Annotated in this window: 16 protein-coding genes; 13 read left to right on the forward strand and 3 right to left on the reverse strand. The window is 72.9% G+C overall.

The window, feature by feature from the left end:
• The first annotated feature begins 106 nt into the window (after nt 1–106).
• From RM844_RS02295 to RM844_RS02330, 8 genes are all read left to right on the forward strand, one after another.
• Entirely contained in the window at nt 107–943 is an 837-nt protein-coding gene (locus RM844_RS02295) for a helix-turn-helix transcriptional regulator (RefSeq protein WP_311664338.1), read from the forward strand.
• On the forward strand, nt 940–2,361 hold the full coding sequence (gene sufB, locus RM844_RS02300) for a Fe-S cluster assembly protein SufB (protein ID WP_311664045.1): 1,422 nt from the start codon (nt 940–942) through the stop codon (nt 2,359–2,361). The genes RM844_RS02295 and sufB overlap by 4 nt, the downstream gene beginning before the upstream one ends.
• 92 nt (nt 2,362–2,453) lie before the next feature.
• Nucleotides 2,454–3,635 (forward strand): Fe-S cluster assembly protein SufD, encoded by a 1,182-nt coding sequence (gene sufD, locus RM844_RS02305; protein ID WP_311664047.1) that lies wholly within the window; start codon nt 2,454–2,456, stop codon nt 3,633–3,635.
• Nucleotides 3,632–3,970 (forward strand): non-heme iron oxygenase ferredoxin subunit, encoded by a 339-nt coding sequence (locus RM844_RS02310; RefSeq protein ID WP_311664049.1) that lies wholly within the window; start codon nt 3,632–3,634, stop codon nt 3,968–3,970. Before sufD ends, RM844_RS02310 begins: the two co-directional genes overlap by 4 nt.
• A gap of 9 nt (nt 3,971–3,979) precedes the next feature.
• On the forward strand, nt 3,980–4,741 hold the full coding sequence (gene sufC / locus RM844_RS02315; RefSeq protein ID WP_311664051.1) for a Fe-S cluster assembly ATPase SufC: 762 nt from the start codon (nt 3,980–3,982) through the stop codon (nt 4,739–4,741).
• Nucleotides 4,738–6,003, forward strand: coding sequence for a cysteine desulfurase (locus RM844_RS02320; RefSeq protein WP_311664057.1), 1,266 nt, complete (start codon nt 4,738–4,740; stop codon nt 6,001–6,003). The genes sufC and RM844_RS02320 overlap by 4 nt, the downstream gene beginning before the upstream one ends.
• A 60-nt stretch (nt 6,004–6,063) precedes the next feature.
• Nucleotides 6,064–6,531, forward strand: a complete 468-nt coding sequence (gene sufU, locus RM844_RS02325) for a Fe-S cluster assembly sulfur transfer protein SufU (RefSeq protein ID WP_311664064.1) — start codon at nt 6,064–6,066, stop codon at nt 6,529–6,531.
• Nucleotides 6,532–6,562: 31 nt separating this feature from the next.
• Complete coding sequence (locus RM844_RS02330; RefSeq protein ID WP_311664067.1) at nt 6,563–6,898, forward strand: metal-sulfur cluster assembly factor; 336 nt, start codon at nt 6,563–6,565, stop codon at nt 6,896–6,898.
• A gap of 135 nt (nt 6,899–7,033) precedes the next feature.
• Here RM844_RS02330 and RM844_RS02335 read toward each other — a convergent pair whose 3' ends face one another.
• Nucleotides 7,034–7,270 (reverse strand): hypothetical protein, encoded by a 237-nt coding sequence (locus RM844_RS02335; RefSeq protein WP_311664069.1) that lies wholly within the window; start codon nt 7,268–7,270, stop codon nt 7,034–7,036.
• Between the two features lie 177 nt (nt 7,271–7,447).
• Here RM844_RS02335 and RM844_RS02340 point away from each other — a divergent pair, with 177 nt between their 5' ends.
• The 4 genes from RM844_RS02340 to RM844_RS02355 all read left to right on the forward strand — a co-directional run bounded on the left by RM844_RS02340 (nt 7,448) and on the right by RM844_RS02355 (nt 10,626).
• On the forward strand, nt 7,448–7,768 hold the full coding sequence (locus RM844_RS02340) for a DMT family transporter (protein ID WP_311664071.1): 321 nt from the start codon (nt 7,448–7,450) through the stop codon (nt 7,766–7,768).
• Nucleotides 7,768–8,355 carry a TetR/AcrR family transcriptional regulator gene (locus RM844_RS02345; RefSeq protein WP_311664073.1) on the forward strand — a complete coding sequence of 196 codons (588 nt, stop codon included), beginning with the start codon at nt 7,768–7,770 and terminating at the stop codon, nt 8,353–8,355. The genes RM844_RS02340 and RM844_RS02345 overlap by 1 nt, the downstream gene beginning before the upstream one ends.
• A gap of 10 nt (nt 8,356–8,365) precedes the next feature.
• Nucleotides 8,366–9,355, forward strand: coding sequence for a 2,3,4,5-tetrahydropyridine-2,6-dicarboxylate N-succinyltransferase (gene dapD / locus RM844_RS02350; RefSeq protein WP_311664079.1), 990 nt, complete (start codon nt 8,366–8,368; stop codon nt 9,353–9,355).
• 158 nt (nt 9,356–9,513) lie between these two features.
• The gene (locus tag RM844_RS02355; RefSeq protein WP_311664081.1) at nt 9,514–10,626 is read left to right on the forward strand and encodes a DNA polymerase III subunit beta family protein; all 1,113 of its coding nucleotides are present in this window, start codon (nt 9,514–9,516) and stop codon (nt 10,624–10,626) included.
• A 148-nt stretch (nt 10,627–10,774) separates the two neighbouring features.
• Here the strand turns inward: RM844_RS02355 and dapA are convergent, their stop codons facing one another.
• Both dapA and RM844_RS02365 read right to left on the reverse strand, forming a co-directional pair.
• Nucleotides 10,775–11,674: a 4-hydroxy-tetrahydrodipicolinate synthase gene (gene dapA / locus RM844_RS02360; protein WP_311664083.1), complete on the reverse strand. Its 900-nt coding sequence runs from the start codon at nt 11,672–11,674 to the stop codon at nt 10,775–10,777.
• A gap of 90 nt (nt 11,675–11,764) precedes the next feature.
• Nucleotides 11,765–13,642, reverse strand: a complete 1,878-nt coding sequence (locus RM844_RS02365) for an endonuclease/exonuclease/phosphatase family protein (RefSeq protein ID WP_394814395.1) — start codon at nt 13,640–13,642, stop codon at nt 11,765–11,767.
• 313 nt (nt 13,643–13,955) lie between these two features.
• On the opposite strand from RM844_RS02365, the gene RM844_RS02370 reads away from it, so the two are divergent.
• Entirely contained in the window at nt 13,956–15,512 is a 1,557-nt protein-coding gene (locus RM844_RS02370; RefSeq protein ID WP_311664088.1) for a hypothetical protein, read from the forward strand.
• The last annotated feature ends 34 nt before the right edge of the window (nt 15,513–15,546 follow it).

Raw genomic sequence — 15,546 nt, forward strand, 5'->3', positions numbered from 1 at the left:
ACGTGATGTACTGCATCCAGGCTGGTCAGCACGCGGCTTGCTCGCCTCGCCGGAATTACGCAACAATGACGTTGTGAAAAACGGGAGCGACCGGCGCGAGACCCCGATGGCCAGCCGTGCCACCGGTGGCTCCGCGCTGCCCACCGCGCCCGACGAGCAGTCGAACACGCGCCGCCGGGTCGCCCGCTCCATCCTGGACCACGGGCCCTCCACCGCCGCGCAGCTGGCCGAGCGGCTGGGGCTGACCCAGGCCGCCGTCCGCCGCCACCTGGACGCGCTGGTCGCCGACGCGCTGGTGGAGCCCCGGGAGAAGCGGGTCTACGGCTCGCGCGGCCGGGGCCGTCCGGCCAAGGCCTTCGCCATCACCGACCTCGGTCGGGACGCCTTCGACCAGGCCTACGACGAGCTGGCCGTGGAGGCGCTGCGCTGGATCGAGCGTGCCGCCGGCGGCGGCGAGCGCGGTGCCGCCGCCGTGCTGGACTTCGCCAGGGCGCGGGCCGCGGCCCAGGCCGAGCGGTATCGTTCGCTGGTGGAGCGGGTCCCGCCGAAGGAGCGGGCCAGGGCGCTGGCCGAGGCGCTCTCGCGGGACGGCTACGCGGCCGCGGCGCGCGAGGTGGCGACGCCGGCCGGGGAGCAGCTCTGCCAGCACCACTGCCCGGTGGCGCACGCGGCGGCCTCGTTCCCCCAGCTCTGCGAGGCGGAGACCGAGGTCTTCTCCGAGCTGCTGGGCAGCCACGTGCAGCGGCTGGCGACGATCGCGCTCGGCGACGGCGTCTGCACCACCTTCGTGCCCCACACCTCGGCCGCCGCCCCGGCGGAGAGCGGCCGGTCGGCTGACGCCCCGCGTGTCAGGGGGCGGCCGGCCGACAGTTCCACGCACCGCACCGTCACACCGCCCAAGACCACCGCACAAGCACGCATCGCCGGGAGGAACCCCGCATGACTTCCCCTACGGAGACCGCCCACCCCGAGTTGGAGGGGCTGGGTACCTACGAGTACGGCTGGGCCGACTCCGACGCGGCTGGTGCCACCGCCAAGCGGGGCCTGTCCGAGGACGTCGTCCGTGACATCTCGGGCAAGAAGTCCGAGCCCGAGTGGATGCTCAGGATGCGGCTGAAGGCGCTCAAGCTCTTCGGCAGGAAGCCCATGCCGACCTGGGGCTCCGACCTGAGCGGCATCGACTTCGACAACATCAAGTACTTCGTGCGGTCCACCGAGAAGCAGGCCCAGAGCTGGGAGGACCTGCCGGAGGACATCAAGAACACCTACGACAAGCTGGGCATCCCCGAGGCGGAGAAGCAGCGGCTGGTCGCGGGTGTCGCGGCACAGTACGAGTCGGAGGTCGTGTACCACCAGATCCGCGAGGACCTGGAGAAGCAGGGCGTGATCTTCCTGGACACGGACACCGCGCTGCGGGAGCACCCGGAGCTGTTCCAGGAGCACTTCGGCACCGTGATCCCCTCCGGTGACAACAAGTTCTCCGCGCTCAACACGGCGGTCTGGTCCGGTGGCTCGTTCATCTACGTCCCGCCGGGCGTGCACGTCGACATCCCGCTCCAGGCCTACTTCCGGATCAACACGGAGAACATGGGCCAGTTCGAGCGGACGCTGATCATCGTCGACGAGAACGCCTACGTGCACTACGTCGAGGGCTGCACCGCCCCGATCTACCAGTCGGACTCGCTGCACTCGGCGGTCGTGGAGATCATCGTGAAGAAGGGCGGCCGCTGCCGCTACACGACCATCCAGAACTGGTCGAACAACGTCTACAACCTGGTGACCAAGCGGGCCGTCGCGCACGAGGGCGCCACCATGGAGTGGGTCGACGGCAACATCGGCTCCAAGGTCACCATGAAGTACCCGGCGATCTACCTGATGGGCGAGCACGCCAAGGGCGAGACGCTCTCCGTCGCCTTCGCCGGCGAGGGCCAGCACCAGGACGCCGGCGCCAAGATGGTGCACATGGCGCCCAGGACCTCGTCCAACATCGTCTCCAAGTCGGTGGCCAGGGGCGGCGGCCGGACCTCCTACCGCGGGCTGATCGAGATCGCCGAGGGCGCCGAGGGCTCGAAGTCCAACGTGCTCTGCGACGCGCTGCTGGTGGACACGGTCTCCCGGTCCGACACCTACCCCTACACCGACGTCCGCGAGGACGACGTGACCATGGGGCACGAGGCGACGGTCTCCAAGGTCAGCGACGACCAGCTGTTCTACCTGATGAGCCGGGGTCTGTCGGAGGACGAGGCGATGGCGATGATCGTGCGCGGCTTCGTCGAGCCGATCGCCAAGGAGCTGCCGATGGAGTACGCCCTGGAGCTGAACCGGCTGATCGAGCTGCAGATGGAAGGCGCGGTCGGCTGACCGGCCGTCTTCTCCGAGCCACCCGACGTGGTCTGGCGCCGCGCACCTCACGGCCCCGGCCCTGAATCAAGAGAGCGAGCACGACGACACCCATGGCTGAGGCCCAGAGTATGCCCGGTGCCGACAGCGCAGGAGAGGCGGTCGCGGCGGCCGTCGAGTCCTCCGTGGTCACCCGGACGAGCGCGCCGCCGTCCTTCGACGTGGCGGACTTCCCCGTGCCGAACGGCCGTGAGGAGGAGTGGCGGTTCACTCCTCTGGACCGGCTGCGGGGCCTGCACGACGGCACCGCCACGGCGGACGGCTCGGTGAAGGTCGAGCTGTCCGCGCCCGAGGCGGTCACCACCGAGACGGTGGGTCTCGACGACCCCCGCGTCGGGCGCGCGGGCACGCCGGCCGACCGGGTCACCGCCCAGGCCTTCAGCTCGGTGGAGAAGGCCACCGTGATCTCGGTGCCCAGGGAGACGGTGCTCAGCGAGCCGGTGCGGCTCAGCCTGCACGGCGAGGGCGGGGTCTCCTTCGGGCACACGGTCTTCGACATCGGCGCCTTCGCCGAGGTCGTGCTGGTGCTGGACCACACGGGCGACACCGTGCGGGCCGCCAACGTCGAGTTCCTGGTCGGGGACGGTGCCAAGCTCACCGTGGTCTCCGTGCAGGACTGGGCGGACACCGCGGTGCACGTCACCCAGCACAACGTGCTGGTCGGCCGGGACGCCTCGGTCAAGTCGATCGTGGTCACCTTCGGCGGCGACGTGGTCCGGGTCCACCCCCGGGTCAGCTACGCGGGGCCCGGCGGTGAGGCCGAGCTGTACGGCGTCTACTTCACCGACGAGGGGCAGCACCAGGAGCACCGGCTGCTGGTCGACCACAACGCGCCCAACTGCCGCAGCAACGTGGCCTACAAGGGCGCCCTCCAGGGCGAGACCGCCCGCGCGGTGTGGATCGGCGACGTGGTGATCAGGGCCCAGGCCACCGGCACCGACACCTACGAGCTGAACCGCAACCTGGTGCTGACCGACGGTGCCCAGGTGCACTCGGTGCCGAACCTGGAGATCGAGACCGGCGAGATCGTCGGCGCCGGCCACGCCTCGGCGACCGGCCGTTTCGAGGACGAGCAGCTGTTCTACCTGATGGCCCGGGGCATCCCGGCCGACGAGGCCCGCCGCCTGGTGGTGCGCGGCTTCTTCGCCGAGCTGGTCCAGCAGATCGGCGTGCCGGACGTCGAGGAGCGGCTGATCGCCAAGCTGGAGGCCGAGCTGGCGGAGTCCATCGGATGAGCGCCGTCGACTTCCAGCCGGTCTGCGCGCTGGGGGACCTCGCCGACGACACCCCGCGCCGGGTGGAGATCGCCGGCACCCCGGTCGCCGTGGTCCGCACCGAGGGCGAGGTGTTCGCGGTCAGCGACATCTGCTCGCACGCGAACGTCTCGCTGTCCGAGGGCGAGGTGGAGAACTGCCAGATCGAGTGCTGGCTGCACGGCTCCAGCTTCGACCTGCGCACCGGCAAGCCCTCCGGCCCGCCGGCCACCCGCCACATCCCCACCTACCCCGTCAAGATCGAAGGAGAGGGCCCGGCGGCGACCGTGCTCGTCTCCCTCACCCAGGAGTCCTGAGGCATCCCCATGGCAACGCTTGAGATCCACGACCTGCACGTCTCCGTCGAGACCGAGACCGGCTCCACCGAGATCCTGCGCGGTGTCGACCTGACCGTGAAGCAGGGCGAGACGCACGCCATCATGGGGCCGAACGGCTCCGGCAAGTCCACCCTGGCCTACTCGCTCGCCGGCCACCCGAAGTACACCGTGACCGGTGGCAGCGTGACGCTGGACGGCGAGGACGTCCTGGAGATGTCCGTCGACGAGCGCGCCAGGGCCGGCGTCTTCCTCGCCATGCAGTACCCGGTGGAGGTCCCCGGCGTCTCCGTCTCCAACTTCCTGCGCACCTCGGCCACCGCGATCCGGGGCGAGGCGCCCCGCCTGCGCACCTGGGTCAAGGAGGTCAAGGAGGCGATGGCGCGGCTGGAGATGGACCCCGCCTTCGCCGAGCGCAACGTCAACGAGGGCTTCTCCGGCGGCGAGAAGAAGCGCCACGAGATCCTGCAGCTGGAGCTGCTGCGGCCGAAGGTCGCCATCCTCGACGAGACCGACTCGGGCCTCGACATCGACGCGCTGCGGATCGTCTCCGAGGGCGTCAACCGGGTCCGCGAGACCGGTGAGGTCGGCACCCTGCTGATCACGCACTACACGCGCATCCTCCGCTACATCAAGCCGGACCACGTGCACGTCTTCGCCGGCGGCAAGATCGTGCGCTCCGGCGGCGCCGAGCTGGCCGACCAGCTGGAGGCGGAGGGTTACGAGCAGTACACCAAGGGGGCTGCCTCATGACCGACGGGCGCCCGGTGTCCGGTCTGCTGGACACCGAAGCCATCCGCAAGGACTTCCCGATCCTGGACCGCACGGTCCACGACGGGAAGCCCCTGATCTACCTGGACAACGCGGCCAGCTCGCAGAAGCCGCGCCAGGTGATCGACGCGCTGAGCGGCTACTACGAGCGGCACCACGCCAACGTGCACCGCGGGGTGCACGTGCTGGCGGAGGAGGCCACCGCTCTCTACGAGGGCGCCAGGGACAAGGTCGCCGCGTTCGTGAACGCGCCGAGCCGGGACGAGGTGGTGTTCACCAAGAACGCCTCGGAGTCGCTGAACCTGGTGGCCAACATGCTCGGGCTGGCCGACGAGCCGTACCGGGTGGACTCGGGTACCGAGATCGTCATCACCGAGATGGAGCACCACTCCAACATCGTGCCGTGGCAGCTGCTGGCGCAGCGCACCGGTGCCCAGCTGAAGTGGTTCGGGCTCACCGAGGACGGCCGGCTCGACCTGTCCCGGATCGACGAGGTGATCACCGAGCGGACCAAGGTCGTCTCGTTCGTGCTGGTCTCCAACGTGCTCGGCACGCTGAACCCGGTCGAGGCCATCGTCCGCCGGGCCCAGCAGGTCGGCGCGCTGGTGTTGATCGACGCCTCGCAGGCGGCGCCGCACATGCCGCTGGACGTGCAGGCCCTCCAGGCCGACTTCGTCGTCTTCACCGGCCACAAGATGTGCGGTCCCACCGGGATCGGCGTGCTCTGGGGCCGGCAGGAGCTGCTGGAGGACCTGCCGCCGTTCCTGGGCGGTGGCGAGATGATCGAGACCGTGACGATGAGCTCGTCCACCTACGCGCCGGCGCCGCACAAGTTCGAGGCCGGTACCCCGCCGATCGCCCAGGCGGTCGGGCTGGGGGCCGCGGTGGACTACCTCACCGGCATCGGCATGGAGCGGATCGCGGCGCACGAGCACGCGATCACCGCCTACGCGCTGGAGCGGCTGGCGGCGGTGCCCGGGCTGCGGATCATCGGCCCGACCACTCCGGAGGACCGGGGCGCGACGATCTCCTTCACGCTCGGCGACATACACCCGCACGACGTGGGCCAGGTGCTGGACGAGCAGGGTATCGCGGTCCGGGTCGGCCACCACTGCGCCCGGCCGGTCTGCCTGCGCTACGGAATTCCGGCGACCACGCGGGCGTCGTTCTATCTGTACTCCACGCCGGCCGAGGTGGACGCCCTGGCCGACGGGCTGGAGTACGTGCGTGGCTTCTTCGGGTGACCTGCCGGAGATGAGGATCGCGACGGGCGAGACCCGACGGATGAGAATCGGGACGAGGACGTGCAGCTGCAGTCGATGTACCAGGAAGTGATCCTGGACCACTACAAGAACCCGCATGGCCAGGGCCTGCGGGCGGGGGACGCCGAGGTCCACCACGTCAACCCGACCTGTGGGGACGAGATCACCCTGCGGGTCAGGTACGAGGGCGGGACCGTGGCGGACGTCTCCTACGAGGGCCAGGGCTGCTCGATCAGCCAGGCCAGCGCCTCGGTGCTGAACGAGCTGCTGGTGGGCAAGGAGCTGCCGCGGGCCCTGGAGATCCAGCGGACCTTCCTGGAGCTGATGCAGTCGCGTGGCCAGCTCACGCCGGACGACGCGATGGAGGAGCTGCTGGAGGACGCGGTGGCCTTCGCGGGAGTCTCCAAGTACCCGGCGCGGGTCAAGTGCGCCCTGCTGAGCTGGATGGCGTGGAAGGACGCCACGGCGCAGGCGGTGGGGGACGACGCGGTGCGGGGCGAGCAGCCGTGACATCCGAGGCGAACGAGAGAGGTGCTGTCGCATGACCGAGACCGAGACCGTCGCCACCCCGGCGAGCGAGGAAGAGGTCCGCGAGGCCATGATGGACGTGGTCGACCCCGAGCTGGGGATCGACGTGGTCAATCTGGGCCTGATCTACGGGGTGCACGTCGACGACGGCAATGTCGCGACCGTGGACATGACCCTGACCTCGGCGGCTTGTCCGCTGACCGACGTCATCGAGGACCAGGCGCGGTCGGCGACCGAGGGCCTGGTCAACGAGCTGAAGATCAACTGGGTCTGGATGCCGCCGTGGGGTCCCGACAAGATCACCGACGAGGGCCGCGACCAGCTGCGTGCCCTGGGGTTCAACGTCTGACCCCCGAGCCGGCGTGAGCCGGCCCGTGTGACGTGCCGAGGCCGTCCGTTCCCCCTGGGGGGAAGGGGCGGCCTCGGCTCTTCGGCGTGGTCGTGTGCTGGCGGTCCTGGGCGTTCCGGTCCGGCGGGGCACCGGTCAGGCGTGGTCCACCAACTGGGCGTGGCCCTTGACGCGGGCGCAGTGGGCGCAGCAGAAGAAGTGGCCGTCCTCGGTCTCCAGGCCGTGGCCCAGGATGCGGCAGTCGCAGTTCTCGCAGATGGGGGCCATTCGTTGGGCCGCGCACTCCAGGCTGTCGAAGACATGGACCTGACCGGCGGCGCGGACCTCGAAGGCCATGCGGTAGTCGTTGCCGCAGACCTCACACTGAGCCATCGTCGTTCACTCCCTCTCGCTTGTCCGACAAGCTGTCCGGTTCACCCTCCCCGGCGGGGCCGCCGGGCGGCGCGCGGCTCCCCGGTGGGGCGGGGCGGCTCACCCGCCCGGCGGGGGTGGCCTCCCGACGGCCAACGTTATGGACGGCTGTCCATAACGTTGTGTACCGTCGTCCACATGGCTTACCTGACGCTCGCCGGCGCCATCCTGCTGGAGGTCATGGCGACCACCCTGATGAAGTACAGCGACGGCTTCTCCAGACTCTGGCCCAGCGTCGGCTCGTTGGGCGGCTACGCGGTGGCCTTCGCGCTGCTCGCCCAGAGCCTGAAGACCCTGGATGTCGGCGCCGCCTACGCCATCTGGGCCGGCGTCGGCACCGCGCTGATCGCCACCATCGGGATGCTCTTCCTCAGTGAGCCGGCCACCCTGGCCAGGGTCGTCGGGGTCGCCCTGGTGATCGCCGGCGTGGTGGTGCTCAACCTCGGCGGGGCGCACTGATGGCCCGGCGGTACGACCCGGAGCGGCGGGAGCGGATCGTGGCGGCGGCCGTCCGGGTGCTGGAACACCGCGGGATCGGCGGGCTGACCCACCGCGCCGTCGCCGCCGAGGCCCAGGTGCCGCTCGGCTCGACCACCTACCACTTCGACGGCGGCGACGCGCTGCTGGTGGCCGCGCTGGAGCGGGTGAACGCCGACTGGCTCGGCGCGCTGGAACGCTGGATCACCGAGGTCGCCGCGCCGGCCAGGGACGCCGGGGCCCCGCTCGGCGACCACGTGGTGGCGCTGCTGGACGACTGGCTCGGCCCGCGCCGGGCGGCCACCGAGCTGCTCTACGAGCTGTACTTCGCCGGCCTCCAACGGCCCGCCCTGCGCCCGCTCGCCGCGCACTGCCTGGACGAGATGGTCCGGCTGGTCGAGCCGCTGGCCGGCGACCCGGCCACCGCCAGGGCGGCGATCGCGCTCCTCGACGGGATGGTGATCCAACAGCTGCTCAGCGGCCGACGGCAGTCGCCGGACGAGGTCCGGGCGACGTTGGGCCGGCTGTTCCCCGGGACGGGTTCGCGACCCGGCCCCGGCACCGGCTAGCGTCGGCACCATGACCGACGAGACCAACCGCACCACCACCGGCGCCGTCGCCGCCGGGCTCGCCACGCTCGCCGCCGACGGCACCGTGCTCGACACCTGGTTCCCCACGCCCGAACTGACCGAGGAGCCCGGCCCCGCCGGCACCGAACGACTCACCGCCGAGCGCGCCACCCTGCTGCTCGGCCCCGACGCCCCCGACGCGCTCGGCCCCGACCCGCGCCGGGGTGTCGAGGTGGTCGCCGTGCGCACGGTCATCTCCTCCGTCCAGGACAAGCCGCTGGACGCCCACGACGTCTACCTGCGGCTGCACCTGCTCAGCCACCGGCTGATCCGTCCGCACGGTCTCAACCTGGACGGCGTCTTCGCGCTGCTGGCCAACGTCGCCTGGACCACCATCGGGCCGGTGCCGGCCGCCGAGGTCGGCCGCGCCCAGCTCGCCGCCCGGGCCGCCGGCCAGAGCTTCGCCGTCACCAGTGTCGACAAGTTCCCCCGAATGACCGACTACGTGGTGCCCACCGGCGTCCGGATCGGCGACGCCGACCGGGTCCGGCTCGGCGCCCACCTGGCCGCCGGCACCACCGTGATGCACGAGGGCTTCTGCAACTTCAACGCCGGCACCCTCGGTTCCTCGATGGTGGAGGGGCGGATCAGCGCCGGCGTGGTGGTCGGCGACGGCTCCGACGTCGGCGGTGGCGCCTCGATCATGGGCACCCTCTCCGGCGGCGGCAAGGAGACCATCTCGATCGGCCAGCGCTGCCTGCTCGGCGCCCAGTCGGGCCTCGGCATCTCGCTCGGCGACGACTGCGTGGTGGAGGCCGGCCTCTACCTCACCGCGGGCACCCGGGTCACCCTGCCCGACGGCCAGGTGGTCAAGGCCCGTGAGCTGTCCGGCGCCAACGACCTGCTCTTCCGGCGGCACTCCACCACCGGCACCGTGCAGGCGCTGACCAGGTCCGGCAGCTGGGGCGGCCTCAACGAGGCGCTGCACAGCCACAACTGACCCGGCCGCGGCCCGGCCGCGGCCCGGTCGCCACCGTTCGCCGGTCCCCGTCGCCCGCCAGGCGGCGGGGACCGAGCCGTCGCGTCCGGCCCGGCCTATCGTTTCCCCGGGGCCGGCGGCTTGACCCTCGACCTGCTTCAGGCCCCAGGGTGAGCGACGTGGAGAGCGAAGATCTGGGCATCGGCGAGGTCGCCAGGGCGAGCGGACTGCCGGTCAGCGCCCTGCGGTTCTACGACGGGGCCGGCGTGCTCGTGCCGGCCTGGGTGGACCCGGCGACCGGCTACCGCCGCTACGCGCCCCGGCAGCTCGACGAGGCCCGGCTGGTCGCCGGCCTGCGTCGGGTGGGGATGCCGCTGGCCGACATCCGGCTGGCGCTGGCCGGCCACGCCGGCGGCGACCCGACGCTGACGGCACGGCTGCTGGCGGCCCACGTGCGCCGCCTGGAACTGGGCCTGGCCGCCGCCCGACAGGAACTCTCCCGACTGCACACCCTGGTCGCACCGAAGGAGAACCCCATGGCCGAGCCCCGCACGATCGGCGGCACCCTGACCCTGCCCGGCGCCGAACTGGCCGCCGCGCTGGACGCGGTCCGCTTCGCCGTCGGCTCCGATCCCGAACTTCCCTCGCTGCGGGGGGTGTTGTTCGACGTGGCGGACGGCGTCCTGCGCCTGGTCGCCACCGACCGGTTCCGGCTGGCGCTGGCCGGCGTCCCAGCCACCGGAGCCGGCGACGCGGCCGTACCCGCGGGCCGTGCCCTGGTGCCCGCCCCGCTGGTGGACGCGATGCGCGCGCTGCTCACCGACGCCAGCCGGGCCCGGCTGACGCTGGGCGGCGCCGAGGTCGCGCTGGACGTCGCCGGCCGGGTCGCCAGCGGGCCCACCCTGGACCACGAGTACCCGGACTACCGCCGGCTGGTCCGGCTGCCGGCCGGGCGGCGGGTCACCGTGGACCAGGTGGCGCTGCGTGCCGAGCTGGCCGCCGGCCCGGTCCGCGCGGAGCCGGGCGCGGCGGACGGGGCCCGGCACCACGTCAGCGTGCTCGCCGTCACGGAGGACGGCGGCCTGCGGCCGGTGGACGGGCCGGCCATCCCCGGCCAACAGCGGATCGGCGTCAACCGGGACTTCCTCGGCGAGGCGCTCGCCGCGCTGGCGACGGACCGGGTGGAGATCGAGGTCGGCGACCCCGTCGCGCCGTTGGCCATCCGACCGGCCGCCGGGCCCGGCGCGGCCGACCGGCTCACCCTGCTGATGCCCGTCCGCCTGGACGACTGACCGGCGGGGTGGCGCCCGGCCGCCCCGCCGGACCCGGACCAGAGTCCCGAGCCCGGGCCGGGCGACGGGCCGGCCCACCCGGCGACGGACGTCGGGCCCCGGCCCCGCTCGGCCCCGGCCCCGCTCGGGCCCGGCGCCGGCCCGGCGGTCAGGTCGCGGCGGTCAGCGCGGCGCGCAGCTCCGTGGCCAGCTGCTCGGTGAGCTCCGGGCCGGCGGGCAGCAGCGGCGGGCGGACCGGGCCGCCCGGCAGCCCGGCGGCCCGGAACAGCGCCTTGACCGCGACCGTTCCCGGCACGCTCCCGGTCAGCGCCGAGACCAGCGGCAGCAGGGCCAGGTGGCGCCGCGCCGCGGTCTCCGTCTCGCCCGCGGCGTACGCGTCCAGCACGGCCCTGACCTGCGGGCCCGCCACGTTCGCCGCCGTGCTGACCACGCCGCTGCCGCCGATGGCCAGCAGCGGGAGGTTCAGCTCCTCGCTCCCCGAGTAGTAGGCCAGGCCAGTCTCGGCGAGCACCAGGCCCGCCTTGAGCAGGTCGAAGGAGCAGTCCTTGACCGCGACGATCCGCGGGTGTTCGGCCAGCCGGCGCAGCGCGTCCAGGCTCAGCGCCGTGCCGTCGCCGGTGCGCGCCGGGATGTCGTAGAGCATCACCGGCAGTTCGGTGGCGTCGGCGACGGTCAGCAGATGCCGGGTGATCGCCTCCTGGGTCGGCCGCGAGTAGTAGGGCGTGACCACCAACAGGCCGTCGGCACCCGCCTGTTGCGCGGACCTCGCCAGCTCGACCGAGTGCCGGGTGTCGGCGGTGCCGACGCCCGCCACCACCAGCGCGTCGTCGCCGACGGCGCCCTTGACCGCCCGGACGAGGGTGGCCTTCTCGCCGTCGCTGGTGGTCGGCGACTCGCCGGTGGTGCCGTTGACCACCAGGGCGTCGCAGCCACCCCGGCGGGTCAGATGGCCGGCCAGCCGTTCGGCGCCGGCCGGGTCGAGGGCACCGTCCTCGGTGAAGGGGGTGATCATGGCGGCCGCACAGCGGCCCAGGGGTCCCAGACGCATGGCACGGAGTCTGGGCCCCCGGGGCCCTTCTGGTCCACTTCGTAGTGCTGCGCGGCACGCTTCAGTGATGCTTAACCGTGCCGGCCGCCGTCACGGACGGAAGCGCAGCACCTGCGGGTCGTGGTCGCTGGCCTGGTCGGCGAACTCCGCGTTGATGTGCACCACGTCGAGTTCGTAGCGGCGGATGGCCGGCGAGACCAGCGTCTGGTCGAGCACCTGCGCGTTGCCGTCGAAGACGTAGGTGTAGCGCTCCCACGGCGGCAGCGAGTCGAGGGTGTTCTCCAGCAGGCCGTCGGCGGTCAGTTCGGCGACCGTGGCGGAGAACTCGAAGTCGTTCAGGTCGCCCAGCACCACCACGTTCGCCGGCCGGCGGGCACCGTCGACCTCGTGCACCTCGCGCACGAACTCCCGCACCGCCCTGGCCTGTTCCAGCCGCTGCCGCTCCGAACCGCGGTCCGGCGGCTGGAAGCGGCCGTGCGCCGGTTGGTCGCCGCCCTTGGAGGCGAAGTGGTTGGCCACCACCAGCACCGTCTCGCCGCGGAACCGGAACTCGCCGACCAGCGGCTTGCGGCTGTCCGTCCACGCCTCGTCGGCGGGCGCGATCCGGCCGGGGGAGTGGCTCAACGTGGCCCGCCCGCCGCGCGTCACCACCTCGGTCGGGGTGTCCGCGTCCGCGCCCGGCCGGTCCACGAAGGACACCCGCTCCGGGTTGAAGAGCAGCACGTTGCGGATGTTGCCGCCCGGCTGCCCGCCGTCCGCGCCGTCCGCCGGGTCCACCCCGCGCCATGCGTAGCGCGGGCCGCCGGCGGCGACCACCGCCTCGGTGAAGAGCCGGAGCGTCTCCTCCGCCGACACCGTGCCGTCGTCGGTCGGCCCGCTGTCGTCCTGGATCTCCTCGACGGCCAGGACGTCCGGCGCGGCGAGGTTCTCCACCACGGCGGTGGCCAGCCGCTCGAACTTCTCCGCCGGGTCGCCCGGGTGGAGGTTCTCCACGTTGTAGGCCGCGATCGCCAACTCGCCGCCCCGCTGCGGCCGGGTCCGCTCCCGCTCCAGACCGCCGTCGCCGACCACGCCCAACTCCCGGGCGGCCAGCGTGTACCCACCGAACGAGTCGTAGTCCAGCGGGCCGGTGGTGCGGCCGTCGAGCCGGTCGCCCACGTTCGCCTCGGGGAACGGCCGCTCGGCGTAGGGGATCAGTGACTCGACCTTCAGCCGGCCCGGGTTGCTCGCCGCGTAGGAGGCGTACCGGGTGCCGCCGCGCGGCGTGGGGTGGTCCTGCGGGCGCAGCGTCACCCACAGCTCGCCGTACTCGGTGCTGGGCCCGACCACGGGCGCGTCGGCGATGGTCACCGACATGCCCTCCAACGACTCGTAGAAGTCCAGCGCGTAGCGCTCCGGCTCCAGCCGCAGGCCCTCGATGCTGCCCCCGGCCGTCTCGTCGCCCCTCGGCGCATAGCGCCTCGGCAGGTCGGCACCGGTCAACTCCACCGGCGCCGGCGGCTCGTTGCCCGAGGAGACCACCGTGGTCGCGGGGTCGGTCAGCTGGGTCACCGACTGGGCGCCGCCGTCGGCCCCGCCCGGGTAGTACTCCTCGACCGTGCCGTCGACCAGCACCGCGTCGCCGACCGCCACGGTCGGCGGCTCGTCGGTGTAGACGAAGATCCCCTCGCTGGTCGCCGGGTCGCCGTCGCCCACCGGGTCCTGGAGCCAGAAGCCCCGCGCGCCGAACGCCCGCACCCCGGTGACCACGCCGGAGACGCCGGTCACCCGCTCGCCGAGCAGCGGCGAGATCCGGGTGTCGCCCTGGATCTGGTGCACCCGCGTCGTGCTCGGCCCGTCGGCCGCCGAACTGGGCCCGGCCAGAAACGGAACGCACAGCCCGCCGGCCACGGCGGCGGCCAACGCGACGGAGCCCCGCGGCGGTTGCCGGAACGGGGAGCGACGGTCGACTGGTCGAGTGGTCTTCACTGGGCACACTCCTGGGGGGACTCGATGGCTTGCCGCCAGCCAACGCTACGCGGGTAACGCCTTACCGGGCAGGGTTCTTGCGGTACGCCAACCAACTCCTGACGGGTGGGTGAGCGGCCGGGCGGCGGCCGGGCCACGCGCCGTGCCGGCCGCCGCCCGGGCGGTGCCGGGTCCGTCCGTTGGGCGACCAGCGGGTGAAGCCAGGCGGAACCGGCCGGAAGCGTGCCGACCGCGGCCCGATCCCGTCTACGCTGTAGACCTGCCCGACCGTCCCACCGCCGGCGGGAGCCCCCCGCCTGAGGAGTCTGCCGTCATGTCGCTCGACATCAAGGACGACCGTCCCGTCCTGCCTGCCGTACGGCTGCCGTCCGAGGCCGAGTTGGCCCGGCAGGCGCTCGCCGCCCCGCTGTTCGCCCGGGCGCTGCGGCTGGCGGGCTGGGCCGCCGACGGGGTGCCGGTGGGCGCCGGGGGCGAGTTGCTGGACGCCCAGCTGCCCGAGGCCGTCGCGGAACTGCGCCTGGCGGAGGCCCCGGAGGGCGAGGCCGAGACGGTCGAGGCCTGGAACTTCGCGGTGGACACCGGGCTGGTGACCATCACCGAGACCGAGGAGGCCGGCGACGCGGCCGGGACCGACGACGCCGGGGAGACGGCCATCGGCGTCGCGACGCGCGAGGACGGGCTGCTGGACCTGGCGGACGGCGACCCCGAGGAGATCCTGGAGATCTGGGGCGACGGCGTGGACGCGGTGCTCGCGGACGTGGCCACCCCCAGCTTCGAGGAGCTGCTCGGCGACGACCTGGGCGCCCTGCTCGACGAGAACGGCCAACTCGCCCCGGACGCCATCGACCTGGACGCGCTGGACTGGGACACCGAGGCGGCCTCCGGACTGGTGGACAGCGTGCTGGGCCAGCTCTACCTGCTCGGCGTCACCGACGAGGAGGGGCAGGGCGTCACCCCGCTGCCGCTGCCGATGCTCGCCGCGGCCGTCCTGCTGCCGGAGGAGGTCGAGGAGTTGACCGACGAGGCGCTGGACGACGTCTCCGCCCTGGTCGTCCGGCTCGACGAGTGGTTCCGGGTGCTGGTCGGCACCGGGTTGGTGGAGTACCAGCCGATGGACGCGGCGGTGCTCCAGGACGAGGCGGACGAGGACCCGGCGGAAGCCGCCGGCGGCATCCAGGACATCGGCGACGCCGACCTGGACGACCTCACCCGCTACGGCCAGGTGCGGCTGACGCCGCTGGGCTTCCACGGGATCAGGTCCCGGATGCTGTCAGCCGGCGTCGAGGCGCCGCTGGTCGGCGAGTTGGCCAAGGCCCCGGCCGGGGTGCTGCTGGAGGCGCTGATCGAGCGGGCGGCGGCGGCCGCGACCGAGGAGGCCCAGGGCTGGCTGGCCGAGCGGGAACCGCTGGCCGCGGCGCGGGAGTTGCTCGTGGCCGCGCGCGGGGACGACCCGGCCGGGCCGGGCCGCCGGCTGGGCGCGCAGCTGACCCTGGCGCTGCTGGGCGCCGAGGCCGAGCCCGCGCTGCGCGAGGTCCTGGCCGACGCGGAGCTGGGCGGGCTGGCCCGGGTCTGGCTGGTGGAGCGGGGCGCCGCGGACGTGCCGCCGCCGTCCGAGGAGATGGTCTTCTGGCTGACCATCGACACCCTCGCCGCCCAGCTGGGCGGCGAGGGTGAGGAGGAGAGCCGGCCCGAGCTGCGGGAGCTGGTCACCGGTCTGGTCGATCAGCACACCGAGTTCTTCGACCGCGCCTGGCGGACCGAACACCCGGCGACCGCGGAGGTGTTGGAGGCGGTGGGGCGGATGCATCCGGACCGCTCGCTGGCCAAGCAGGCCCGCAAGGCCGCGTTCAAGGCCCGCTCCCGGGGCTGACCGGCGTCCCGTTGTCGGGGCCGACCGCCTCCCG

Source organism: Streptomyces chisholmiae, assembly GCF_031845445.1.
GTDB lineage: Bacteria > Actinomycetota > Actinomycetes > Streptomycetales > Streptomycetaceae > Streptomyces > Streptomyces chisholmiae.

What these genes read in the sequence shown, in the direction of transcription:
- RM844_RS02295 (WP_311664338.1), top strand. Translation starts at nt 107, where the DNA reads ATGGCCAGCCGTGCCACCGGTGGCTCCGCGCTGCCCACCGCGCCCGAC.
- sufB (WP_311664045.1), top strand. Translation starts at nt 940, where the DNA reads ATGACTTCCCCTACGGAGACCGCCCACCCCGAGTTGGAGGGGCTGGGT.
- sufD (WP_311664047.1), top strand. Translation starts at nt 2,454, where the DNA reads ATGGCTGAGGCCCAGAGTATGCCCGGTGCCGACAGCGCAGGAGAGGCG.
- RM844_RS02310 (WP_311664049.1), top strand. Translation starts at nt 3,632, where the DNA reads ATGAGCGCCGTCGACTTCCAGCCGGTCTGCGCGCTGGGGGACCTCGCC.
- sufC (WP_311664051.1), top strand. Translation starts at nt 3,980, where the DNA reads ATGGCAACGCTTGAGATCCACGACCTGCACGTCTCCGTCGAGACCGAG.
- RM844_RS02320 (WP_311664057.1), top strand. Translation starts at nt 4,738, where the DNA reads ATGACCGACGGGCGCCCGGTGTCCGGTCTGCTGGACACCGAAGCCATC.
- RM844_RS02330 (WP_311664067.1), top strand. Translation starts at nt 6,563, where the DNA reads ATGACCGAGACCGAGACCGTCGCCACCCCGGCGAGCGAGGAAGAGGTC.
- RM844_RS02335 (WP_311664069.1), bottom strand. Translation starts at nt 7,270, where the DNA reads ATGGCTCAGTGTGAGGTCTGCGGCAACGACTACCGCATGGCCTTCGAG.
- RM844_RS02340 (WP_311664071.1), top strand. Translation starts at nt 7,448, where the DNA reads ATGGCTTACCTGACGCTCGCCGGCGCCATCCTGCTGGAGGTCATGGCG.
- RM844_RS02345 (WP_311664073.1), top strand. Translation starts at nt 7,768, where the DNA reads ATGGCCCGGCGGTACGACCCGGAGCGGCGGGAGCGGATCGTGGCGGCG.
- dapD (WP_311664079.1), top strand. Translation starts at nt 8,366, where the DNA reads ATGACCGACGAGACCAACCGCACCACCACCGGCGCCGTCGCCGCCGGG.
- dapA (WP_311664083.1), bottom strand. Translation starts at nt 11,674, where the DNA reads ATGCGTCTGGGACCCCTGGGCCGCTGTGCGGCCGCCATGATCACCCCC.
- RM844_RS02370 (WP_311664088.1), top strand. Translation starts at nt 13,956, where the DNA reads ATGTCGCTCGACATCAAGGACGACCGTCCCGTCCTGCCTGCCGTACGG.